Genomic DNA, 23916 nt, shown 5'->3' with positions numbered 1-23916 from the left:
GATGAACAATGGACTATTGTTATGGGTAGATGATGAGATAGAACTGCTACGCGCACACATCATCTTCCTCGAAAAAAAAGGATATCAGGTGGTGACGGTGAGCAATGGGTCGGACGCCATCGACCAATGTCGCCAGCACACCTTTGACTTGGTGCTTTTGGATGAAATGATGCCGGGTCTCACCGGATTGGAAACCTTGCAGCGCATCAAGGAGATTAGTCCGGCAACACCTGTCGTGATGGTAACCAAGAGTGAGGAAGAAAACATTATGGATCAGGCCATTGGTTCAAAAATAGCCGACTATCTCATCAAACCCGTGAACCCCAACCAGATTTTGCTGACGCTTAAAAAGAACATCCACCGCAAAGAAATTGTAACGGAGGTGACACAGTCGGGCTATCAACAGAGTTTTCAAGACATCTCCATGCAGATTATGAATTGCCAATCACTGGGCGATTGGATGGATATCTACAAGCGATTGGTTCATTGGGAACTGGAACTGAGTTCGACAGACAGCAGCATGACAGAGATGTTGCAAATGCAGAAAGAAGAGGCCGACCTCGGATTTGCCAAATACATCAAGCAACATTATCTCGAATGGGTAGCTCCTTCTCAGACCAATAGGCCCATGATGAGTCCCGATTTGTTTAAGAACAAGATTTTTCCACTGCTCGATGCTGGCGAGAAAGTGTTTCTCATTGTCATCGACAACTTTCGTTATGACCAGTGGCGGGTCATCTCCAAGGAGATTGGCGACCTGTTCGACATGCAGGAAGACATATATGTGAGCATTTTGCCTACGGCCACACAGTATGCCCGAAACGCCATCTTCAGTGGACTGATGCCCAACAAAATAGCCGAAATGTTTCCTCATCTGTGGGTTGATGAAGACGAGGAGGAGGGCAAAAACCTCAATGAAGAGCCGCTCATACAGACACAAATCGAGCGCTACCGTCGTCATCACAGCTTCTCATATAATAAGGTGAACGATTCGAGTGGGGCAGAAAAGTTTTTCGACAAGCTGCATGAACTTAAGAAGAACGACTTAAATGTGTTGGTGGTCAACTTTATAGACATGCTTTCACATGCCCGAACCGAGTCCAAGATGGTGCGCGAGTTAGCCAACAACGAGTCGGCTTATCGCAGTATCACCAAGAGCTGGTTCCGACATTCCATGATGACAGAGTTGATGAAATTGCTCGCACAGAGCGACTATAAAGTGGTGTTGACCACCGACCACGGCAGTATTCGTGCCTCAAAGCCCATCAAGATTATCGGCGACCGCAACACCAACACCAACCTGAGATACAAGCTCGGCAAGAACTTGAGTTACAGTGCCAAGGAAGTCTTTACCATTAAAAACCCTCGAAGTGCACAGTTGCCCTCGCCCAACATTAGTACCAGCTACGTTTTTGCCACGGGCGACACCTTCTTTGCCTATCCCAACAATTACAATTATTACGTATCCTACTACAAGGACACCTTCCAACATGGGGGCATCAGCATGGAGGAAATGCTCATTCCGCTGATTACACTCACGTCCAGAAAACGATAAAATGATCAAACAATATAGGTAATAGACATAAATAAGAAAAAAATGGAAATTAAAATCAAGTCATTAGATTGCATAAAAGAGGCTGCCCAGCAGTTCATAGACAACATGGGTAAGGGCAATGTGTTTGCTTTCTACGGAAAAATGGGAGCTGGTAAAACCACTTTCATCAAGGCCATTTGTGAATGTTTGGACGTGGAGGATGTCATTACCTCACCCACCTTCGCCATCGTTAATGAGTATTATTCCAATAAGTTGCAAGACTCCATCTATCATTTCGACTTCTATCGCATTAAAAAGCTCGAAGAGGTGTACGACATGGGCTATGAGGATTATTTTTACAGTCATCGCCTCTGCTTCCTCGAGTGGCCGGAGTTGGTAGAAGAGTTGCTACCAAAAGATGCCGTCAAGGTAACCATTGCAGAGCAGGAAGACGGCTCACGGCTGGTCACATTTTAGGAGAATAAGGCGTAAACCTTAACGGGAACTTGTTGTGAGGAATAGCTTTGGGATTACCCCCATCGGCTAAAACTTGCAGCAAGTTCCCGTTTTTATTTGCGTTTTATAGCGGGCTACCAGCCGATGGTGAACCCTCAACCACCGACATGATGCACCCTTCACATCTGTGGACGCATCCGTGAAGCGGGCTTGATGACGCACATTTCATGCTCACAGTCGTGTGCTATTTCACGAAGAGCGTACCCCGGTATTGCATGTTGATGAAGTCTTCGCCATACAAGAGGTACAGGTAAGTGATGACAAGCTGTGTCTGTTTGCCAGTGGCAGTTATGCAGAACTTCTCTTTGCCATTGACTTTTCGTTCAATCTCCGCCAAACTCATTTGGTAATGGTCCGTAAATGTTTTACCATTCAGTTGATATTTCATGGTCACAAGTAGTTTGTCGCCCTCAACTTTAGCGTCTTTTTGCGGAGGATATTGCTTGATGTTCTGAAAATAACGGTAACCCGGCGGAATGGGTAATAGGATGTTTTCTTCGCGTTTGTTGCTGATGAGCGTTTCGGGTATGGATGTTGAAGAGGTACCTGCCATTGACTGCCCGTACATCTCTTCTACTTGATAGTCGGCGACGAGATACCTGGGGTTGATGATATCCTCAATGGCCTGGCTACCGTATGTGCTGTTCAGGTAGTTCAGCTTACCCGCAAGGCTTTTCGCCTGTTGGTATCCTACCTGTTTCAATAAAGTTGTGTATGTTTTACTGCTTATCGGAAACTTGGTCATGTTGTGCTTGGCCAACAATTCGCGTACCTGTTTTTGCAAATGGTTATTGGTATAACTTGATACGTTTACTGGAAATACCGACACCAGCAACAGGATGGCGACAAAACTCCATGCCACCCACATCACCTTACGCGACCGACAGACGATGAGACCTATGCAGACAGCGTAGCACCAAAGGTTGAACAACAGCAGGTACAGACGCTGTATGGTTACGCCATAGTCGGAGAAACGGCGGCCAATGCCTATTGACATCAGCACCAGCAACGGCAAAACGATGATGGGAAGGTAGCGAACTGCCAAACGGTCTACCTGCTTTACTTGGTTTTGCTGGTGGATAGGGTAGAGTAAGAACAGAATGATGACAGTGAGCAACATGAGCACCGAAACCAATGTAGACACCCATCCGTTGGGCAATTCCCAGATAACGAGTATCTTTCCGGCATAGAGATAAAGCGTGATGACGTAGGCTAAGTGCAGCGGAATGAGCAGGTAATGGATGATGCCGTTGCCAAACTTATGTTGCAGCCAGTTGTATTGACTGTATTTTTGTTCGTCTTTCGGCAACTGGAACATGAATAACAGTGGAGCCACCAGCGTGAAACACACGTTAGCCGTGTCGGCATAGAAGGTTGCCTCTATGTCCATGTTAAACAGATCCTTGAACGATTGTAACAGCAACAAGATGCCCAAGAAGAGAACAAGGGATGTGAGGGCAGCAATGATGCCGCTTCCCATAAGCCTGATGAGGAAATTAATGGCTGGACGGTCGTTCGTTTGTTTCGCGAAAGGCAGTGTGAACCAGCCCACGAGCATCGCGCCTACGCATGTGCCGGCGGCGATGCTTTGCCCCATGGACAATTCGTATTCGGTGGCCCAATAGATGCACAGGGCCAGCCAAAGGGCATGTATAGCACCTTGCCATCCCCATGCTTTGAGCCGTTGACGCATGTCTTCCGTCCACAGGTGGAGTGTCAAAGACAGAATGGTGGCCGTGAGTGGATAGAACATGAGGAAGAATTCAAATCCTTTCATCTCTCCGCCATTGCTCAAATCGTGATTGAGGTATATCAGCGATAGGCATGAGGCGATGGTAAAAAACAGGGTCAGCGGAAATCTCCGCACAATGCTTTGCAAACCTTCTTTCCAGTGTTTGAATGCGTCTTTAGATATGAAATGTACCATTGCTCGTCTTGGGTTTGATTAATATCGCAAATCTACAATAAAATATAAGTTACGCCAAGTTTCTTTTGATAAAAATGATTATTTTTGTCATCCTAACGTTTTTTCATGCTTCCTCTTCATCGCAGTCCTTGTGGTGTTGATGAGGTGGAAAGGCACAATCAAAAGCTTATGCAGTTCAGAACTATAGTCAAGGTAGACCAACCCTCGTTTCAAATCCCGCCATTCGAGCGCATGCTCTTTGTCGGTTCATGCTTTGCTGACAGCATGGGGCGGCGGTTTGTCGAAGATAAGTTTCGCGTCACCGTCAATCCTTACGGCGTAATGTACAATCCGGCCAGCATTCTGCATACGGTAGAGCGCACCGATGTGAGCCCCAACGTGGCCGTGTTTACCCTGGGTACCAACCATGTGTACATCTTGAAAGAAACGGGCGAGATTGTAGACAACTGCCAAAAGCGTCCGCAACGCTTGTTTCGTGAAGCAGAATTGAGCGTGGAGGAGTGTGCGGCCTATCTGTCTCGAGCGGTAGAATGCTTGGTGAAGCGCAATGATAAGGTGCGCGTCATCCTCACCGTCAGTCCCATTCGTTATGCCAAGTACGGCTTTCATGGCAGTCAGCTGTCCAAGGCCACGCTGCTTTTGGCCACCCACCAGCTGGAAGAGCGTTATCCTGGCGTGGTGACTTATTTCCCCGCTTACGAGATTGTGAACGACGAGTTGCGCGATTATCGGTTTTATAAAGAAGACATGTTGCATCCCTCCGACCAAGCCGTGGCATACATCTGGGAACGTTTTTCGGATGCCTTTTTCAGTCATGAGGCCAAACTTTTCTTGGTCGATTGGCAACCCGTGAAGGCCGCCTTGGCGCATCGTCCGTTCCATCCGGATGGCGATGCTTACCAGTCGTTCATCCGTCAGACGCAAGAGCGCATCAAGGAGTTGGAAAACAAATGGGGGGTAAACTTGACGAATCAAGCATCACACCGCTGATCACAACCAGTTGTCTAACTGATAATTGTTTTCCGCATCCTTTATTGTCTTGCCATTGGTACTGAATTTGATGATGACTAAGATTGCAACAAGAAGGGCTGGATTCCATGTGTGGAATCCAGCCCTAACTTTTTATGCTCAAATAAGTTTTAGCGGACAGTAATAGAAAATCTGTCCTAATTATAGGAGCGCGAGAAAAACTCAATTATTCTCCCTTTTCCATGTCTGCTTTCAACTTGGCAAGAACATCCAAGTCACCAAGACTTGTTCCAGCTGTCACATTGTTGATTTGTGGAATTTCATTTGGTTTCTTGGAGGTAGTGTGCTTGTGTGCAGGCTTCACGTCCTCTTGCACATCTTCGAATGTACGACTGTGTGAAAGGATGATGCGCTTGGTATCTTTTACAAACTCAATCACCTTGAACTCGAGTTCTTCACCCTGTTGTGCCTGTGTGCCATCTTCCTTAACAAGATGCTTAGGTGTGGCAAAGCCTTCACCACCTTCATTCAGTGTGATAACAGCACCCTTGTCCATCAATTCGGTAATCTTACCGGTATGTACCGATCCTGGTGTGTAGATGGTTTCGTATGTATCCCAAGGATTCTCTTCCAATTGCTTGTGGCCGAGAGAAAGACGACGGTTCTCTTTGTCAATTTCGAGAACCACTACATCGATGGCTGCACCTACTGTTGTGAACTCTGAAGGATGCTTTACCTTCTTGGTCCAAGAGAGGTCGCTGATATGAATCAAGCCGTCAACACCTTCTTCAAGCTCAACAAAGATACCAAAGTTAGTGAAGTTGCGAACTTTTGCTGTGTGCTTGCTGCCAACAGGATATTTCACCTCGATGTTCTCCCATGGATCAGCTTTCAGCTGCTTGATACCCAAGCTCATCTTGCGGTCTTCACGATCCAAGGTCAGGATGACAGCCTCAACTTCGTCACCAACATGCATGAAGTCCTGAGCTGAGCGCAAGTGCTGGCTCCAAGACATTTCGCTGACGTGAATCAGTCCTTCTACGCCAGGAGCAATCTCTACGAATGCACCATAATCGGCCATGACAACAACTTTACCCTTCACCTTGTCGCCAACCTTCAAGTTTGGATCCAAAGCATCCCATGGATGTGGAGTCAACTGCTTCAAACCAAGGGCGATACGCTTCTTCTCATCATCGAAGTCGAGGATAACCACATTGATTTTCTCGTCCAATGAAACCACTTCGTGTGGATCGCTTACGCGGCCCCATGAAAGGTCTGTGATATGTACCAATCCGTCAACACCGCCAAGGTCGACGAATACACCGTAAGAGGTGATATTCTTAACAGTACCCTCGAGGATTTGTCCCTTTTCAAGTTTGCTGATAATTTCTTTCTTCTGTGCTTCCAACTCAGCCTCGATGAGCGCCTTGTGTGAAACAACAACGTTGCGGAATTCCTGGTTAATCTTAACCACTTTGAATTCCATGGTCTTGCCTACGAACACATCGTAGTCGCGTATAGGATGAACGTCGATCTGGCTTCCTGGCAAGAAAGCTTCGATGCCAAACACGTCAACAATCATACCGCCCTTAGTGCGGCTCTTGATATAACCCTGAATAATCTCATCGTTGTCGAGGGCTGAATTGATGCGATCCCAACTCTTGGTAAGGCGAGCTTTTTTGTGAGAAAGAACCAATTGGCCTTTCTTGTCTTCCTGGTTTTCTACATAAACCTCAACCTTGTCACCTACTTTAAGATCTGGGTTGTAGCGGAATTCTGAAGCGGGAATAATACCATCGCTCTTGTAGCCAATGTTAACAATGACCTCTTTTTTGTCAAGGGCGATAACGGTTCCCTCTGTAACTTGGTGCTCACTAACCTTGTTCAAAGTTTCATCGTAAGCCTTTGCCAAGTCTTCTTTGTTGGCGTTTACGTTTGTACCATTTTCAAACTCATCCCAATTGAAGTCTTCTAATGGTTGAACGTTCTTTAAATCTGACATAAATAATTAATGTTTAAAATTTAATAAAGTTAGACTTTATGTGAATAAATAAATCGGTTGCAAAATTACAATAATATAATGACAACCAAAGGGTGTCGTTTGTAAAACATATCGATTATTACATTATTTTAACTAATCCGTAGCGATTATCGCATCCCATATATGCTTTTAAGCCCTGCTATCTCATCCTGTGATTCCATCTCTTGAGTATATATATCCGTATTTGATTTGTACGGCGAACTTGATACATGAAACTATCATTAATGGCAACTTATTGAAATTTTTGACGATGTCGGACAATGATAAACATCTTTGTCAAAAAACCTTTTGTTTGTTAAAATGATTCGTAATATTTTACAAATAAAATCGTGAAATAGACAAGAAAAAACTGATTTTTTAGGGTTTCAAAGTATCAAACTCATCATCGCTTGTCTTATTCACATGGAATAGATCGGCTATTCGTATGCATTTACCGCCTAAAGTACATGATTTCAGCTTGCAAACTCATTGCTTTTGCCATCCAACCGTCATGCTTTTTGAAATGTATTTATGATTTGATTTTTCAAGAAAGGGCTAATCATTCTTCGATTTCGGACAAACTTCGAACGAGATTTACGATGAAATGGCTTGATGTTTCGATGGGGGAGAAATTGATGTATCTCATACTGCGCCTGAGATTACGCCGGAGTACTTTGTTGTTGTTTTGCACAAATCCTGCTTTGCCTTCTCTGAAATGCCATTCTTTTGTCGTGTCGATTTCTGTATGGGTCAGAGTTCTTAAAATCAGAGGATAGGCATCGCGTTCTACATTCTCTACGAAAGGTATTTCGTCTTGCTCAAAATTGAAAACAACAATCAGTATGCTTCCCTGCAGTTGTGCCATGCGCTGTAGGTGAAGTTTGGCGAGCCAGGTTTCAAGTTTGACAAAATCAACCTTGTCACCTTTTGTTCTTAAGTAGCTACCCAGTTCGATGATGCCTCTGACGGAGATGCCTTTGGCTAATATGTGATTGACATTAAAGATAATGATGTCAAGCAGTTGAAGCGTTTCCATTGAAGTATCAATTGCATGTCGCTCATCGTGTTTGATTTTTTTTAAACGCTTGTTTAACGTGGGATTGCTGAGATGTGGGTTGGTAACCCATTCCTGCTCATCCTTATCAGTCATTTCCTGCAAACCAAGTATGAGCTTTTGCGGAATGTGGATGTTGGTGTCATATTGATGGTTCTTGATGCCTTTCAATGCGATGGTCACCACGTTTTGAGATGCAGCCATCTGAAACAGGCGATTCCATTTGAAGGTTGTCATAGGCTCTAACGTAACATACTCATTGAGTGCTCCAGAGCGCAGCAACCGAAAGAAATTACGTTTGATGATATCCATATTTGATGACGTGTGAATGAAACCTGATTGATGTCGCCCCGGGGCGCGTCCACAGTAGCTGTAGGTCAATGTGGCCGTTGCTGATGGGCATGAGACGATTTCCTTTTTTTACAATTGCGTGCGACGATAAAAATCCATGTTTTCTTTCGTCAACAACTCTATCGGCATGTAGTTTACGGGGTCAACCTTCTTTTTCAGTACGATGGCTTTGAATAACGTGTCAATGCAACAGTAGCCTTGCTGGTAGGCATGCTGAGCAACAAGGAACGACACGCTGCCCTGTCTGAGGCATTCGGCGTTTTTACCCACCATGTCATATCCCATGATTTGGGTGCTTCTTCTGTTGGTTCTTAACAGAAAGTCGCCCATGATGTGCGCTTTGGAGCCAAAGGTAATGCAATGATGTATTTGAGGATGCTCATTGAAAAAGTTTTCTAACCTCAAGTCATAATCTTTTTTGGTGGCCTTTATGGGCAAGCCCAACTCGATGATTTCAATCTCAGGAAAGTGTTCTGACATGTAATGTCTGAATCCCACCTCACGATTTTCCTGTTGTTTGCTGGTCACCTTTCCGTCCTTGATGCGCTTCATCAGCACGATTTGTTTCTCTTGATGGGCTACCATCATCAGAATCCTTGCCGAGAAGTAGCCGCTTTTGAATGAGTCTTGTCCGAAGAAGGAGAGTGGATTCAGTTCGGGCATGTACGAATCAAGCAGGATGAAGGGGATGTTCAAATCGTGCAATTGATTCGTGAACGCTCTTGTCAAGTTGAGTGTTGCTGGAACGATGACCACCCCGTCGGGCTTCTCTTGCAAACAGGTGGCTGCCACCTTTTTAAACGACTCTTCTTTGAGTCGCTCATAATAGAGTGTTTTTGTTTCGAGATTGAAGTCGCGTCTGGTTTCTACGGCTTTCTTTGCACCTTCTTCAATTTCCTCCCAGTAAGTTTCAGATTCATGTTGTGGGATGACGAGATAGAAGGTGTATGACTTGTTGTACGCCAAGGCACTGGCATACACGTTGGGTTGATAATTCATCTCCGAGAGTGCTTTCTCCACCTTCTCACGCGCTGATGGAGAAACGTTGGGGCGTCCGTGCAAGACTCTGTCTACTGTTCCAACCGAAACGCCCGCCCGCTGGGCGATATCCTTGATTCTTATTTTTTCTGTCATATCACATTTAAAATATGTGCAATCATCGTGCAAGCCTCAAGAAAATAAGTTAACTTGCTTTGTTGAGGGCGCTGTCTATGTGATGCAAAATTACAAAGAATAGTTGTATTGTGCGAAAGCACAGTTGCATATTTTAAGCATAGTCAACATTTTCCTTCGTTTTTCTTTATTTTCAAACAGTAAATGGTTATCTTTGTGTGACAGATTATTTGCCAGCCTAAGCATGTGTCATCAAGAAACAACCAAACGCATCTATTCGGTATTGCTCACACTTGTCATTCTCGTGTGTGCGATAGCTTGCTCAGACCCTCACGGTGACGACGTGGAGGCTCTGAACGAAAGGGCGTACCAGTTTCGCTACCGCAATTTGGACAGTACGTCGCTTTATGCCAATCGGGCGATGCAACTGGCGGGCAAATATGGTGATGGTTATGCCGAAGCCCTCAACCATCTGGCGTTCGTCCACATAGCAAGGATGGAATATGCCAAGGCAGATTCGCTGCTGTCTGAAGTACGTAAATCGACCAACAATCAAATTGAATTGTTAGTAGCTGACGTTCAGTTGATGCGGCTTTGCCAACGTTGCTCCAAAAACAAGGATTTTTATGTCTATCGAGAGAGTGCCATGAGGCGTCTGCATCGAATCGAGGAGGAGTACAACAGTCTGGATGAACACCAAAAACGCCGAATGATTTATGCCGAAAGCGAATTTTATCTCACCACCTCTACCTATTTTTATTATGTGGGTTTGGAAGATTTGTCAATCGATGCCATCAACCAAATTGATGCCAACGGCGAGATAGCACGAGATACTTCCCAACTGTTGAATTACCTGTATAACGTTGGTGCGGGCGGCATCATCCTCGGTGGCACGCGTGAGGAAATCAACCAGGCCGAGTTTGAGTATCTTACACGATGCTATGTGCTGGCTAAACAGCATTATTATCCCTATTGGGAGGCCAACTCGATGCAGGCCATGAGCGAGCATTTGCAGCGAAAGAAGTTCCGCGACAAGTTGATACACGACAACTTGTCCTCCATGCAACTCATCAATCCGTACGACATGCCTGATTCGTTGTTGGCCGGAAATTTGGCGCAACGCTCGTTGAAAACATTCATTCAATATGGCGACGTTTATCAAATTGCCGGATCGTACCGAACGCTTGCGGAGTGTTATTGGGAGTTGAAAGATTACAAGTCGGCCTTGATTTGTCTGCACAACGCATTGGAAACCAATCATGCCATCAATCAAGCTCCCGACCTTGTGGCATCTATCCGAGAGCAATTGTCACTGGCTTACTCGGCCATAGACGACAAGCAAAACAGCGATTACAACCGAAATTTATACCTCGACATACAGGAAGGAACCAGACAGGACAGGCAGTTGGAGGCCCGCGCAGAACAGTTGAATTTGTCATCCAAGCAGTTGAATCGGATGATTCTGGCCATCATCATCACCATCGTTGTCGTATGCTTGTTGTTGTTTATCTTCTACTACATGAGAAAGAGAAACGACCGACAGGCTTCAACGTTGACAAAACTCATGGAACCCCTTGAAAAATGGAAGCACGACAATGAAGAGGCACTCGAGGAAAACCAAGAGAAGTATGAAGAGATTGAGGAGGAGAAGCATGTGCAGCAACTGCATGTTTCCAAGAATAAGAAGCGTAACCTCGAACAACGAACCAAAGTGTCGCTTGTCAACAGCATCATTCCTTTGATAGATCGGATGTTGCACGAAATACATCAACTCACCAAAAAGAACGAGGCGAAGTCCATCAGGGACGACCGGTATACCTATATCGCTGAGTTAGCCGAGCAGATTAATGATTATAACAGCATTTTGACCCATTGGATACAGTTGCGGCAGGGTGTGTTGAGCCTGAGGATTGAAAGTTTTCCGTTGCAAGATGTCTTTAATTTGTTGTCACGCAGCCGGATGAGTTTCTCCATCAAAGGCATTGATTTGCAGGTAATGCCCACCCAAGCTGTGGTCAAGGCCGACAAGACGCTCACCGTCTTCATGCTTAACACCTTGGCTGACAATGCGAAGAAGTTCACGCCCTCTGGCGGACAGGTACGGATAGACAGTGAGGAGGGTGACGACTATGTGGAGATTAGGGTAGAAGATACGGGCGTTGGCATGTCTGAACAACAAATTGAGCATCTGTTCGTAAACAAGCCCATTGTTGACCACACGCTCGAAAGCGTTGATGGCAACCCTCCGCAGCACCGCATCAGCAACGGATTCGGATTGATGAATTGCAAGGGAATCATCGACAGATACCGTAAAACCAGTAAGATATTCAATGTATGTTCTATTCGTGCCGAGAGCGTAGAAGGCAAGGGTAGCACGTTCGCCTTTAGGCTGCCGAAGGGAGTGGCGCGTACCATTACGGTACTTTGCATGGTGGGTTCGTGTTTCATCAACGTGAATGCGGGCGAGTGGGGAAATGCGCCGCACACGCCCCATTCGATTGGTCAAGCGGAGGTGGTGCAGGGTGAGTTCATCCCGCAAGCCACAGCTTTTGCCGATAGTGCTTACTTCAGCAACATCCATGGAGCCTATCAGAAAACCCTGTTGTTTGCAGATAGTTGCCTGTATTATCTCAACCGCCATTACCGAACATGCAGACCGCATGGCATAGATACGATGACCATCATGTCAAACAGTACCGCATTGCCGGCAGAAATCAAATGGTTATACGACAGCATTCCAACCAATTACAATGTCATCCTTGGCATCAGGAACGAAAGTGCCGTGGCCGCATTGGCCCTGCACAAGTGGGCCTTGTACGCTTATAACAACAAGGTATATACGCAGTTGTTCCGCGAACGCAGTGCAGACAGTACGTTAGGCACGTACGTTCAAATGATGCAACGTTCAGAAGTCAATAAGAATGTGGCCCTCGTCATCCTTTCATTGATATTCATGCTGATATTCCCCGCCTATTATTTTTTGTATGATCGACATCGGGTGTATTATCGGTTCAGCGTTGATCGGATCCAGGAAATCAACCAGACGTTGTTGAGCGAGGCCCCCGCTCAGGAGAAATTACAGAAGATACAGACGCTTTGGACGTTCAACCGCAGAATGTTGAATACCCGATTTACCAAACTTAACGCTATCGTCGAACAAATCATGGATGCGTTGCGAGATCGCATTCATGTGGAGGAAGTGCAGACAACCAGTATGGAACTGGCTCAAGACGAACTGAGAAGAACGAGTTACGAAAACGACCAGTTGCACATCAGCAACAGCGTGTTGGACAATTGCCTTTCAACCTTAAAGCACGAAACGATGTATTATCCCGCTAAAATAGGTGTTTTGGCAGATGGAAAAGACGAAAACCTTCCGGTGTTGAGCGAGCTTTCTTCTTATTACAAAGACCTGTACATGCTGCTGAGTGCGCAGGCCATGCGACAGATAGACAATCATGTCAAGGTGGATGACGACATGCTGCGATATTTGTTTGACATCTTGAAAGAGCAAAATGGCGGCGAACTGGTGCTGACTGCTGAAGACAAAGACCCCGTATATTGCCTTATTCATGTGAAGATGAACAATCTTCATCTCTCCGATGAACAAGTAGCCGCTCTATTTACACCCAACACCGTTGACATGCAGTTCATGCTGTGCAGGCAGATTGTTCGTGAGGTAGGGGAGGCTACCAACGCGCGTGGCTGCGGCATTCAGGCTGTGAAAGATGAGTCAGGACGAATAAACATAAATATCACCTTAACAAAAACGATATGGAAGAATTTAAAATTATCATAGTAGAGGATGTTCCTTTGGAACTGAAGGGTACCGAGGGCATCTTTAAAAACGAGATTCCTGAAGCCGAAATCATTGGCACGGCTGAAAACGAACAAGAGTATTGGCGCTTGATAAAGCAGCAAGTACCTGATTTGGTTTTGTTGGACTTGGGGCTTGGCGGCTCCACGACCGTTGGTGTTGAGATATGCAGGCAAACGAAACAAAGCTATCCGCAGGTGAAGGTGTTGATATTTACCGGCGAGATACTGAACGAAAAATTATGGGTCGACGTGCTGGATGCGGGTTGCGATGGAATCATCTTGAAGAGTGGCGAACTGCTCACGCGGGGCGATGTTGGCAGTGTGATGGCTGGCAAACGCATGGTGTTCAATCAGCCGATATTGAAAAAAATAGTGGAGCGTTTCAAGTTAAGCATCCATAACCAACTGATGCGGCAAGAGGCACTTGTGAATTATGAGATTGATGAATATGATGAGCGTTTCCTCCGTCATCTGGCCTTGGGTTATACCAAGGAGCAGATTACGAACTTGCGAGGGATGCCCTTTGGCGTAAAAAGTTTGGAAAAGCGACAGAACGAGTTGATACAAAAGTTCTTTCCCAATGGCAATAACGGGATTGGAATCAATGCCACCCGACTGGTAGTCAGGGCTATTGAGTTGAGAGTGCTTGACATTGATAATTTGCAAGCCGATGAAGAATAAGGCCTTTGCCATCGTTACGTTCTGCTTAGGAATCGTACAAATTCTGCTCATTCTGGTGTCGTGGTTCATCACAGCCACGATGCCCATGTCGCCTGTGCGTTCGTTGTTGAGCAGTGAGGGCATCAGATGGTTTTTCGGTCAGTTCACTTACAACCTCGCCTCTCCCTTACTCGTTTGGCTCCTTCTTGCTGGAATGGCATTGGGCGCATTGAGCCAAAGCGGATTGTCTAAGGCTTTTACACCTTCTTCCAGAAAGGAATATCGACAGCGTTTCGCACTAAAGTTGATTTTGCTCGAACTGGTGACCTTCGCAGGGATTATTGGTTTGTTGACACTCATGCCCCAAGCCATCCTGCTGAGCGTGACCGGTCATTTGCTTCCAAGCAGTTTTTCGCAAAGTGTCTTTCCAATAGTATGTTTCATGGGTTGTGTGGCATCCGTCACCTTTGGACTTTTAAGTGGTACTTTTCGTTCGCTGACCGATATTTTTAATGCTTTGTCAGTCGGGATAAGCTGGCTCTCTCCCTGGCTGGTGGTCTATGTAATGGCTGCCCAACTATATTATTCTTTCTTGTTCGTCTTCTGATATTTCGATCGTCAGTGTGCCATCTTTGAGAGCTGTGGGGCAGGAGTGGCGAGCCATACCATTAGGACAGTTCGGACAATTCGAGCCATCTCATGCTTTTTTCATCCAGCTCTTCTTTTAAGGAGGGTAGCAGCATGCTCTTGGTTGTGAGGTCTTCAACGGTCAACTTTCCGCTGCATATCTCTTCTTCCAAATCCTTAATCTGTTGCTCCAGCTTTGTAATGTCCTCATCCAAAGCTTCAAACTCACGTTTTTCTTTATAAGAGAGCTTTTTCTTTTCGTTGTTTCTGTAGTCCTTTGTGGCAGGCTTCTCCTTCTTTTCTTCTGGTTTCTGCTCGATGGGTTTCAGGCTGTTCCACTCTCTGAATTGTGTGTAATTGCCGGGGAAGTCTTGAATTTCGCCCTCGCCCTTGAACACTAAGATGTGGTCAACTACCTTGTCCATGAAATACCTGTCGTGACTGATGACGATTACGCACCCGGGAAAGTCTTGCAAATAGTTTTCCAGCACCTGCAATGTTTGAATGTCCAAATCGTTCGTAGGCTCATCAAGCACCAGGAAATTGGGATTTTTCATCAAGACCGTGCAAAGGTATAACTTGCGCAATTCACCGCCACTGAGTTTGTAAACAAAGTTATGTTGCTGCTCGGGCGTGAACAAGAAGTGTTGCAGCAGCTGCGAGGCCGTCATGCTCTTACCGCCACCCAGATTGATGTTCTCGGCAACGTCACTGACCACGTCAATCACTTTTTGCTGTTCGTCAAACTGTAATCCTTCTTGCGAGAAGTAGCCAAAGCGAACGGTTTCACCGATGTCGAACTTCCCGCTGTCGGGTTCAACGAGTCCCATTAACAGCTTGATGAACGTTGATTTCCCGGTTCCGTTGTTGCCGATGATGCCTAATTTCTCAAATCTGGCAAAGTTGTAATAAAAGTCTTTCAGTATCACTTTGTCGCCCCAAGCCTTCGATACATATTGGCATTCGAATATTTTGGAACCGATATACACGTTGCTCGATTTCAGTCTGATTTGTCTTTCCTCAACCTTTTGTTTGGCTACCTGTTGCAGTTCGTAGAAAGCCTCTTCACGATAACGCGCCTTGTGTCCGCGAGCCTGTGGCATGCGCCGCATCCATTCCAGTTCGGTGCGATACAAGTTGTTGGCGCGCGCCACCTCCGCCCGTTTGTTTTCGATGCGTTCTTGGCGCTTTTCCAGATAATAACTGTAATTACCGCGGTATGCGTAGATGCTTCGGTCGTCTAATTCAAGAATCGAATTGCACACGCGGTCCAAGAAAAAGCGGTCGTGCGTCACCATCAGCAGTGTCTTGTTGCCCCGCGACAGATAGCTTTCTAACCACTCCACCATTTCCAAGTCCAAATGGTTGGTCGGCTCATCGAGGATGAACAGGTCGGGTTCGGTAATCAGAACGTTCGCCAAGGCCACCCGCTTTTGCTGTCCACCACTCAGTTGTCCCATGGGTTGGTCAAGATCATCAATGTGCAGCATCGTTAGTATTTGCTTGGCCTTTAACACTTTCTGTGGATCGCCTTGATGATTAAAGCAAGCGTCTAACACCGATTCGTTATCATCAAACCGAGTCTTCTGTTCAAGATAGCCAATCTTGAGATCTTTCTTCATGATAATCTCGCCACCGTCCTTGCCTTCCTTACCGGTGAGAACCGACAGCAGGGTAGACTTGCCAGTGCCATTCTGGGCGATGAGACCGATGCGCTGACCTTCGGCAACGGAGAAGGAGATGTTGTTGAATAAAATAAGGTCGCCGAAAGATTTCGTTAGATTCTGAACGTCTAAATAAGGTATTGGTCCAGCCATGTTTACAGAAGTGATTGGTTTATTTCATCAATATAAGCCAACAACTCTTCGCGGCCCGTACGTTTTTCCGAACTCGTAATAAAGTAAGGTGGCAGTTCTTCCCATGCATCTCTTAATTGTTCCATCCACTGAGCTGCATTGGCTTTCGCCTTCACCGTGCCCAGTTTGTCGGCTTTGGTGAACACAATGGTAAAGGGAACCTCGTTTTCTCCTAACCAATCGATGAACGCACGGTCTATCTTTTGTTGCTCGTGACGTACGTCAATCAACACGAACAGATTGATCAATTGCTCTCGTTGCAGAATGTAGGTGTTAATCATTTTCTCAATATCCGCCTGCACTTTTTTGGATCTCTTGGCAAATCCGTACCCCGGCAGGTCAACCAAGTACCACTCATCGTTAATCAAGAAGTGATTGATGAGAAGGGTCTTGCCCGGTGTGGATGATGTTTTGGACAGTCCCTTATGGTTGCAAAGCATGTTGATAAGACTGGATTTTCCTACATTCGAGCGTCCGATGAATGCATATTCTATCCGATTGTCTTTGGGACACTTGTCTATGGTTGGCGATGATATGAGGAATTCGGCCTTCTTTATTTCCATATTCTTACGTTCTTTCTGCAAAGATAATCATTATTAGGCAAATATGCGGCGGCCATCAGATAAATTTGCCGGAGGTGCCATGGCTCTTACATTTGATACCTTTTTATTTTGTTAATAAACCTTTTATTTGTTAAATTGGTTCATTTTCTTTGACAAAACAAAATCGGAAAATAGACAAAATTGAGAGATTTTTTAGGCGTTCAAAGCCTTAAAGTTATCATTTGATAGCCAATTCACATGGAACAAACCAGCTATTAGCATGCTTTTACCGTCTAATTTACATGCCTTAGCCACCCAATCTGCATCATATAGAAGGGCTTTTATGTGCAAAAAATGGATTTTTTGCTTCAAACACTTTGCTTTTTGATTTGAGTTTAGATTTAAAAATGATATAAAGCTATAGTAATCAAACAGATGAAAATATATTTTCATTATTGGCATATTTGCAATATGCGAGTAAGATGGTTGAAAAAATGTTCAGCATTTGTGTTAAAAAAAACGTTGCGACAGAAGACGTTTCACAGAAGAATATTCCGTTTGATCATAAAAACGAAATGTAACTTTGTTAAATGACAGAACCTTGCGAGGATGCGGATCTTTCATTTTAGAAAGATTGTTTGTTGTAAAAACCAAACTATTTTTGTTTCAACAACAATTACCCCTGAACGTGAAAATGGATGTTTTTTTTAGTATGTCTTTACTAGGTATTACCGAATAGTCACAAAAAATAATGTGTGATATAAAGCGACCAAACGTAAAGCGCAACGCTCTACGTTTGTCATCGCGTGGCGTTGCGCTTGCTCTTTTTACCGCTTGGCTGCTTGCCTGATGTCAGCTATTAGAGTTGTTGGGCTATTATTTGGGGAAATCTTTACAAGTTATTTTAAGCTCGTTATCTTCAAAGCCATCTGCTACTAAAGTTATATAGATAGCATCATCAGTTTTTGAACCTAACTTACGTGGTTGTGGTATATATTTACCTTTACCTGTTAATTTATCTGTTACCTTCGGATAATTATCAGGATAGAAAGTTAAGCTAAAAGAGCCTATTGTTTTATCTCCATTAGGTTGTTGTGTAATTTCCCACGTTACGCTATTTTCTGGCATATCATAGTACTTTTTTGTTTTACCGTTATATGTTAGATACTGTACACTTTTTATCTTAAAAGTATTAGGAGCTGTTATTGCATAATTAAAATGTTTATTTGTTTTATCGGTATTAACTGCGTATCGATAGCAATCTATAAACACATTATATGTATTTTGTTTTTCCCCATCTTTTTCGCAAAAATATTCACGATTAGGTTTTATATATTTGCTAGAGCCATCGTGGGATTTTGGCTTTACTAATTCTATCTTTATATTAGAATCTTTTTCATTTGTCTTGTTTTTCAGGCTACTCACTAAATATTTTTCCACCTCACCTGCTTGATATGGTTTGCCATTTTTTCTTTTAAGAGGAATGATTATATGTTTAATTTTTACCCTTGTATCATTTTCGGGTGTTACTTTTTCACCTTTTACATCTCCTCTTACGCTCTTATATTCTTTTTCATCTTTCTTTAGTATCACCTCTGCTTTAGCGTCATCGCCTACCTGTTGTGGTATCATGAAGATGGTAAGGTTGTCGTACTTGTTGCCTGTTTTTACCCCGGTAAACTGGGTTCTGTTTACCTGTGTGGTGGTGATGTGGTTTGTTATAATATACACATCTTTTTTCTCGCTAAGGTCTTCCCATGTGAAACGCTCTGCATCAGTGTTCTTCGACAAGTCTACATTGCACGTACCTTTGGTATATAGATTTGTTAGGCGAATGCCCTCAATGGTGTAACCAGTAGGTACGCGGTCGCCAATGGCAAAGTTGATAGCTGTAAGGGCATGGTGCATGTTTATGGTCTTTCCGCTGCTTATTTCTTTTTCGGCAGGGTTCTGGCTGGTTATTTCAAACTCATCCGTCTGCCCTATCATCAAGTCTTTCTGCTGTGCCATGTCTTTTTGCAGGGAGTAGGTAAAGGTATAGGTGTTTGCGCCTGTTTTCTTAAACTGATTAGCATCGTTTAGTTGAGGGTATACGGCGGCGAGCTGCACCTTCGGCATTTTTGTCTTGTACGTTGCCACCTCGCCTTTTACACGCACTACGCCGTCTTTCTTCGCGCTGCCGTTGTTGATGAAGTTGGGGGTCGTTGGAGAAGCTTCACCATCTTTATGCCCATAGCCATATACGCCAAAGGTAGCGTCGTCGGGCATTTGCGCTTTATCGTCGTACATGGTGCCCCGTGTCAAGGCACTGGTGGCGAAGTTTAGTTTTACCACGTTAAGCGCTGCTGGGTTGTTGTCGGTCTGAACTTTGCCCTCTTCAAGGTCTTGAGAGCAGGAAGTCGCCATGGCTGCCAAACACAATATCGAGGCAGCACCAATAGCCTTATAATAATGTTTTTTCATTGTGTTATTTGTTTTTGTTATAGCATTTGGTAATAAAAGACAGGATGGCTTTTAGAGCTAATCTTTTAGCCATTCCGGTAAGTCTTTTTCTTTAATTTCTTCTGACGTTCCTTCTGCGTCTGTTTCCTCTGGTTTGTCCCACTGTCCTACACTGAAAGATGTTTTGGTATCAAACCCAGAATCGCATATAATCTGCATGGAGTTATCCAGTTTTAGTATCTTAATAACTGGCTTTTCGTACGTTTTTTTCATTATCGTTCCTTTCCTTTTCCCTAAGAATTATATAAATTAAAATACTCGAATACCTTATTGACTATACTCCGATATTTAGTATGCAACCTCAGCAGCAAAACCAAATTATCATGTTAATTATCTGCCACAATCTTACTGCTCTGTAATCCCCATCCCTCCAAAAGGTGGTTTCCTCTATCAAGCTTTATCACCTCGCAGCAAGGAGGAATGTATGGTTTCTTCTTCCTGACAATTTCTTTCACCATGAGTTCCTTACTTTCATCGGTTTTGGAGTTTGTTAAACATTCGTTAGTTATCGACTTAAACTTATCATCAATTCTTCCCATACTATATCTTTAGTTTGAATTTTCGGTTATATTATCCTTTTTTTTACTTAATCTCTGTCAGTGCTACGCTATTATAGCGTCGTTTTCATTGCTTTGTCGCAGTATTTTCTGCTTGGACTGTTACTATTCATGGATACTATGCGTAAGTCGCATGGCACTCATGGCAATGGCGATACTCCTCTCATGCCTTTTCTTACGATGAAAGAAGACGAACAGAGAGTAGTGTACGATAGATTAATAAAAAGTGTTAAAAATACGGGGGGGTAACAAAAGATGTTAATAAATATATGGCATACAACATTCTTTCGCGCTCTTTTCTAAAGGAGAAAGAAGTCGTTAGCAGGTAACCAATACTATGTGTCACATATTTATACATACATCATCAAAAAAAAATAGTTATACCTCCATTTAGCTGCTCTTTGATATGTTTAATATAAGAACTTTATTGTTCTATTTTAGATATTGAGTGCAAAATTAAGTTTTTTCTTCAAAACTCCAAACAGTTTCAAAAAAAAATAATGCAAAAAAATGTTACCATACTCAAAGCGTAGACTTCGTAAGTAATACCAAATTGTCGCAAAAAATAAGTAACTTTGCAAATTATTTAAAAAATTAAGATTGTTGTTTCTCAATATAGCAGTTTAACCCCTATTTTTTGAACAGTATGAATCGGTGGCATTACCTCATTGTTTTGTTAGCAGTCTGTATAATGGTGACGGGCTGTAACGACAAAGATACAAATTGTACCTTCAACGAATCGGAATATTATTCTAACGAGCAACTTGCATCTATCTCTTCGGATAACGATTCGTTGTTTTGGATTGGTACAGAATATGGCAAGGTGTGCCAGCTCACAGATAGTGGTTGGAAATCGTTTCATGTGGCAGCAGATAGAATTTATTTTGTTCGGCATACCGATAAGAATTATTGGATTGGGGTTCGCAATGGTGGTATACAGCGTTATAGCTTCGATGGTACGACATTTAGACTACAGCAAACTTATCCTATCGCCGTAAAACAAAATAGCTATTCGGCATACGATGCGCTATCGATAAATGGGGAAATATGGGTTTGCACATCGCAGGGACTCTTTGTCTTGGACAAGGACACTGCTACCCATTTAAGGCTTATCTATCCCTCAAAAACCACCTCACCACACATGGAGGGACAAGCTTGCGTGGTTAGAAAAATAGTACAAATAAATAGTAACAACCTCGTGGCAGCAACAGATAATGGGTTGCTGCATATCCATTTGCCTTCACATAAGATAACCAAGACGCACGAAGGCGAGAAAATAGACGACATTGCCGTTGTCCAAGGAAAACTCTATGTGCTATCAGGCAATCAGTTTGACGTATTTAAGGATGGTAATCAACAAACATATCCGCTACATTTTACCGCCTCTTCGTTTTACGTTTCCGAAGGGATGTTTTGCTTTTTTTCTGTGAACGAGGCACATCTTTCCATGAATCTAAAAACATTTAAGAGCATACCTCTACGCCGTAAAATTCCTATCAACAGTAGTAATGTGGCAAGCATGGACAAGGAAAGAAGTGCGATGCTGCTGGTTACGGACAATGCGCTTTGGCGAATACCCATTCATCTATATTTGTTCAGCAGCAATATTCCCATCGTGGCAGCAAGTCTTGACAACGACTGTATATGGTATGTAAATGCGCAAAACGAGATTTTTGTTCAGAAGAGAGACGAACAGGTGGCTGAAAAGGTGTACGATTTTATCAGCGAAGAGCCTATTATAGATATGGTGGTAAAAGATAATGTACTTTATTATGTCACCAGTCAGCGAAAAGTAAAACGCATTCTGCTAACCAAACAGCTTTGGCGCAATTACCTTAATTTTCAACTTGCCGACAGATACAGCTCAAAAGATAAAATTACAGCAATGGCAGTAGAAGCCTATGATGATAAGATATCGCTTCTCGTGGGCATTCAAGACGGTCTCCTACGTTTTAACAAAGCCACTTTTCGCCCCGATACGATTGCAGGTTTCAACGACAAGTATATTTCCTCGTTTTACCAGCCCAATGGCAGTCACATGATGTACATGGCAACTTTAAACCATGGCATCATAGTAGGGAAAAACGGAATGTACGAGCCCATGACTAAAATACCAGTGGTAAATGGTATGCGCGAGGTGGTAATGAGCGATAAGTTTCCACCTTCTATGATTGTTTTGGCTGGCAACAAGCTGTTTTTAGAAGGCTCTACGGACAGTTTAGACGCTTCGGGCATTAGCAAGATACTAATGGCTAACGACACAACGGTATATGCGTTGAAAGATTTTGGGGTGCAACGCTACACATTGCAAAATGGCCGTTTGGTTAAAAGTGGGGAGTTTTTCCGTGACATCTGTTTCCACCCCAAAGCCTCGTTTATAGATCATGACCATGTGTACTTAGGTTGCAACTTAGGTATTTTACATTTTAAAGCGTTACACGAAAACCAAACAAAATGGATCGAGATAGAGCGTGGCATTATCTCTCGCCGTGCCTTATTTATATCGTTTACTGTCCTGGTACTCATATTACTGCTGATATGGGCAGGATTAAAAGTGAATCGCCACCTCAATATCAGACAGATTCTTGCTCGAAAAGCCGATTTGAACACACGCATTACCGACCTGTTTTCTATTTATGAGTTGTTACCCAATTACAATGATGAGGAGATAAAACAGCTGAAAAGCGATTTGGAAAATATTAGTCCGTATGGAAAAGAGTCGTGGAAAAATACCAATGCCCAACTGGCTGCTATCTCTAAACTGATCATGCAAAAGAATAGAAATATGGTGTTGCCACTGATGAAATTTGTTGATACACAGCGTCAAGAGATTCTTGAATTGGACTTGTATCATAGCAAACAGTTGGCACAAGACACTAACGACGCCTTTGAATCAGGTTCGATAGAGCGTATTCGTTCACAAGCCATTATCAATAATCAGTGGCTGGTGACGATTAAGGACATGATTAGTCAACTTGATACGTATACAGGGCAGATAGCGGGAACCCTACTCTTGCCCGGAATTAACGAAACCCTACCAGACATGATTGCCACTTATCGTAAGGAAATGGCGATCATGCCACTCACCGAATTGGAAGGATTGTGGCATGACATAGAAAGTGCGTATCAGAAAACATTTACTGACGAAGCCCTTGAAGTGTTAACCACTATCGTTAACCGACAGCTACATTGGCTGCGCATGATAGAAGACAAAGACAGTGTGGTGAAAACATTAACCGAGCAACTGCAAAGAGAATTGCAACAAATGGAAAACAAAGACCGCTTAACCCTGTTGCGCAGAATGGATCATTTAGATGCTCGTGTGCGACAGTTGCATTGCCTGTGCGAACTGAAAGAAAACATGCAAGAATATGAGATAAAAAGACAGCAGGTGATAAAGGAGAACGAGGAACGGGTCAACAAACTGTTTGACCGAAAATTAGAAATAAAAATTGCTGACAGCACCACTTCCCAAACTAAACGAATAGCACAGTTGATAGAAATATTGTATAACCAAATGAGTAAAACCGATGCAAGGCTACTCGACGAAATTTTACAGTTTGTGAGTTACGATAATCAGCAGGCACGCGTGTTAGCCATTCTCATGGCTCATGCCAAGGTGAAACGATTGCTCATATCAGGTATGCTTCAGGTGGTAGGAAATCTAAATCCAGTAGTTAGCAGGCTTGTTAATAGCAAAATTAAAACTCATGAAAAGGAAATTTTACAGTATGCCGAGCGACATCCATCAAGTTTGGCAAGCTATATTTTAGCATTGGCATAACAAATTAATCTTTTCTGCACTTTTATATAAGTCACTATATAACAATCCTTTGCAAAATGTTGCATTCGGTCGATTATGCAAAATC

At 43.7% G+C, this 23916-nt stretch carries 16 protein-coding genes; 7 read left to right on the top strand and 9 right to left on the bottom strand.

Annotated elements, in window-relative coordinates; translation table 11 throughout:
- Position 1 precedes the first annotated feature (1 nt).
- Both HMPREF1254_RS10675 and tsaE read left to right on the top strand, forming a co-directional pair.
- A complete protein-coding gene (locus HMPREF1254_RS10675; RefSeq protein ID WP_036879102.1) occupies positions 2 to 1555 on the top strand; it encodes a T9SS response regulator signal transducer PorX in 1554 nt (517 codons plus the stop codon).
- A 42-nt stretch (positions 1556 to 1597) separates the two neighbouring features.
- Complete coding sequence (gene tsaE, locus HMPREF1254_RS10670) at positions 1598 to 2011, top strand: tRNA (adenosine(37)-N6)-threonylcarbamoyltransferase complex ATPase subunit type 1 TsaE (protein WP_004350530.1); 414 nt, start codon at positions 1598 to 1600, stop codon at positions 2009 to 2011.
- Positions 2012 to 2234: 223 nt separating this feature from the next.
- On the opposite strand, the gene HMPREF1254_RS10665 is transcribed toward tsaE, so the two are convergent.
- Entirely contained in the window at positions 2235 to 3977 is a 1743-nt protein-coding gene (locus tag HMPREF1254_RS10665; RefSeq protein WP_023058679.1) for a DUF4153 domain-containing protein, read from the bottom strand.
- 168 nt (positions 3978 to 4145) lie between these two features.
- Here HMPREF1254_RS10665 and HMPREF1254_RS10660 point away from each other — a divergent pair, with 168 nt between their 5' ends.
- Complete coding sequence (locus HMPREF1254_RS10660) at positions 4146 to 4967, top strand: GSCFA domain-containing protein (RefSeq protein WP_023058674.1); 822 nt, start codon at positions 4146 to 4148, stop codon at positions 4965 to 4967.
- A gap of 205 nt (positions 4968 to 5172) precedes the next feature.
- On the opposite strand, the gene rpsA is transcribed toward HMPREF1254_RS10660, so the two are convergent.
- The 3 genes from rpsA to HMPREF1254_RS10645 all read right to left on the bottom strand — a co-directional run bounded on the left by rpsA (position 5173) and on the right by HMPREF1254_RS10645 (position 9505).
- A complete protein-coding gene (rpsA, locus tag HMPREF1254_RS10655; protein WP_023058685.1) occupies positions 5173 to 6948 on the bottom strand; it encodes a 30S ribosomal protein S1 in 1776 nt (591 codons plus the stop codon).
- A 577-nt stretch (positions 6949 to 7525) separates the two neighbouring features.
- The gene (locus tag HMPREF1254_RS10650) at positions 7526 to 8332 is read right to left on the bottom strand and encodes a hypothetical protein (protein WP_023058689.1); all 807 of its coding nucleotides are present in this window, start codon (positions 8330 to 8332) and stop codon (positions 7526 to 7528) included.
- Positions 8333 to 8440: 108 nt separating this feature from the next.
- Positions 8441 to 9505, bottom strand: a complete 1065-nt coding sequence (locus tag HMPREF1254_RS10645; protein WP_023058686.1) for a LacI family DNA-binding transcriptional regulator — start codon at positions 9503 to 9505, stop codon at positions 8441 to 8443.
- A gap of 223 nt (positions 9506 to 9728) precedes the next feature.
- On the opposite strand from HMPREF1254_RS10645, the gene HMPREF1254_RS10640 reads away from it, so the two are divergent.
- Genes HMPREF1254_RS10640 through HMPREF1254_RS10630 form a run of 3 tightly spaced genes read left to right on the top strand, consistent with a single transcriptional unit; the run spans position 9729 to position 14570 of the window.
- The gene (locus HMPREF1254_RS10640; protein WP_023058688.1) at positions 9729 to 13283 is read left to right on the top strand and encodes a sensor histidine kinase; all 3555 of its coding nucleotides are present in this window, start codon (positions 9729 to 9731) and stop codon (positions 13281 to 13283) included.
- Positions 13259 to 13984 carry a DUF5932 domain-containing protein gene (locus HMPREF1254_RS10635; protein WP_004349043.1) on the top strand — a complete coding sequence of 242 codons (726 nt, stop codon included), beginning with the start codon at positions 13259 to 13261 and terminating at the stop codon, positions 13982 to 13984. Before HMPREF1254_RS10640 ends, HMPREF1254_RS10635 begins: the two co-directional genes overlap by 25 nt.
- Positions 13974 to 14570, top strand: coding sequence for an AbgT family transporter (locus tag HMPREF1254_RS10630; RefSeq protein WP_023058681.1), 597 nt, complete (start codon positions 13974 to 13976; stop codon positions 14568 to 14570). The genes HMPREF1254_RS10635 and HMPREF1254_RS10630 overlap by 11 nt, the downstream gene beginning before the upstream one ends.
- Before the next feature lie 61 nt (positions 14571 to 14631).
- Here HMPREF1254_RS10630 and HMPREF1254_RS10625 read toward each other — a convergent pair whose 3' ends face one another.
- The 5 genes from HMPREF1254_RS10625 to HMPREF1254_RS12395 all read right to left on the bottom strand — a co-directional run bounded on the left by HMPREF1254_RS10625 (position 14632) and on the right by HMPREF1254_RS12395 (position 20029).
- Positions 14632 to 16407: an ABC-F family ATP-binding cassette domain-containing protein gene (locus HMPREF1254_RS10625; protein ID WP_023058698.1), complete on the bottom strand. Its 1776-nt coding sequence runs from the start codon at positions 16405 to 16407 to the stop codon at positions 14632 to 14634.
- A gap of 2 nt (positions 16408 to 16409) precedes the next feature.
- The gene (yihA, locus tag HMPREF1254_RS10620) at positions 16410 to 17009 is read right to left on the bottom strand and encodes a ribosome biogenesis GTP-binding protein YihA/YsxC (protein WP_036879125.1); all 600 of its coding nucleotides are present in this window, start codon (positions 17007 to 17009) and stop codon (positions 16410 to 16412) included.
- Positions 17010 to 17864: 855 nt separating this feature from the next.
- Positions 17865 to 19451, bottom strand: coding sequence for a fimbrillin family protein (locus HMPREF1254_RS10610; RefSeq protein ID WP_023058692.1), 1587 nt, complete (start codon positions 19449 to 19451; stop codon positions 17865 to 17867).
- Between the two features lie 57 nt (positions 19452 to 19508).
- Entirely contained in the window at positions 19509 to 19703 is a 195-nt protein-coding gene (locus tag HMPREF1254_RS10605; RefSeq protein ID WP_023058684.1) for a hypothetical protein, read from the bottom strand.
- Between the two features lie 113 nt (positions 19704 to 19816).
- Positions 19817 to 20029, bottom strand: a complete 213-nt coding sequence (locus HMPREF1254_RS12395) for a hypothetical protein (RefSeq protein WP_023058691.1) — start codon at positions 20027 to 20029, stop codon at positions 19817 to 19819.
- Between the two features lie 664 nt (positions 20030 to 20693).
- On the opposite strand from HMPREF1254_RS12395, the gene HMPREF1254_RS10595 reads away from it, so the two are divergent.
- Positions 20694 to 23831, top strand: coding sequence for a hypothetical protein (locus HMPREF1254_RS10595; protein WP_155945467.1), 3138 nt, complete (start codon positions 20694 to 20696; stop codon positions 23829 to 23831).
- Positions 23832 to 23916: the final 85 nt, after the last annotated feature.

This window comes from Prevotella sp. BV3P1 (assembly GCF_000479005.1).
GTDB lineage: Bacteria > Bacteroidota > Bacteroidia > Bacteroidales > Bacteroidaceae > Prevotella.
The sequence above is the reverse complement of the archived record's forward strand: the minus strand, read 5'-3'. Positions and strand labels throughout refer to the sequence as shown.

What these genes read in the sequence shown, in the direction of transcription:
- HMPREF1254_RS10675 (WP_036879102.1), top strand. Translation starts at nt 2, where the DNA reads ATGAACAATGGACTATTGTTATGGGTAGATGATGAGATAGAACTGCTA.
- tsaE (WP_004350530.1), top strand. Translation starts at nt 1,598, where the DNA reads ATGGAAATTAAAATCAAGTCATTAGATTGCATAAAAGAGGCTGCCCAG.
- HMPREF1254_RS10665 (WP_023058679.1), bottom strand. Translation starts at nt 3,977, where the DNA reads ATGGTACATTTCATATCTAAAGACGCATTCAAACACTGGAAAGAAGGT.
- HMPREF1254_RS10660 (WP_023058674.1), top strand. Translation starts at nt 4,146, where the DNA reads ATGCAGTTCAGAACTATAGTCAAGGTAGACCAACCCTCGTTTCAAATC.
- rpsA (WP_023058685.1), bottom strand. Translation starts at nt 6,948, where the DNA reads ATGTCAGATTTAAAGAACGTTCAACCATTAGAAGACTTCAATTGGGAT.
- HMPREF1254_RS10650 (WP_023058689.1), bottom strand. Translation starts at nt 8,332, where the DNA reads ATGGATATCATCAAACGTAATTTCTTTCGGTTGCTGCGCTCTGGAGCA.
- HMPREF1254_RS10645 (WP_023058686.1), bottom strand. Translation starts at nt 9,505, where the DNA reads ATGACAGAAAAAATAAGAATCAAGGATATCGCCCAGCGGGCGGGCGTT.
- HMPREF1254_RS10640 (WP_023058688.1), top strand. Translation starts at nt 9,729, where the DNA reads ATGTGTCATCAAGAAACAACCAAACGCATCTATTCGGTATTGCTCACA.
- HMPREF1254_RS10635 (WP_004349043.1), top strand. Translation starts at nt 13,259, where the DNA reads ATGGAAGAATTTAAAATTATCATAGTAGAGGATGTTCCTTTGGAACTG.
- HMPREF1254_RS10630 (WP_023058681.1), top strand. Translation starts at nt 13,974, where the DNA reads ATGAAGAATAAGGCCTTTGCCATCGTTACGTTCTGCTTAGGAATCGTA.
- HMPREF1254_RS10625 (WP_023058698.1), bottom strand. Translation starts at nt 16,407, where the DNA reads ATGGCTGGACCAATACCTTATTTAGACGTTCAGAATCTAACGAAATCT.
- yihA (WP_036879125.1), bottom strand. Translation starts at nt 17,009, where the DNA reads ATGGAAATAAAGAAGGCCGAATTCCTCATATCATCGCCAACCATAGAC.
- HMPREF1254_RS10610 (WP_023058692.1), bottom strand. Translation starts at nt 19,451, where the DNA reads ATGAAAAAACATTATTATAAGGCTATTGGTGCTGCCTCGATATTGTGT.
- HMPREF1254_RS10605 (WP_023058684.1), bottom strand. Translation starts at nt 19,703, where the DNA reads ATGAAAAAAACGTACGAAAAGCCAGTTATTAAGATACTAAAACTGGAT.
- HMPREF1254_RS12395 (WP_023058691.1), bottom strand. Translation starts at nt 20,029, where the DNA reads ATGGGAAGAATTGATGATAAGTTTAAGTCGATAACTAACGAATGTTTA.
- HMPREF1254_RS10595 (WP_155945467.1), top strand. Translation starts at nt 20,694, where the DNA reads ATGAATCGGTGGCATTACCTCATTGTTTTGTTAGCAGTCTGTATAATG.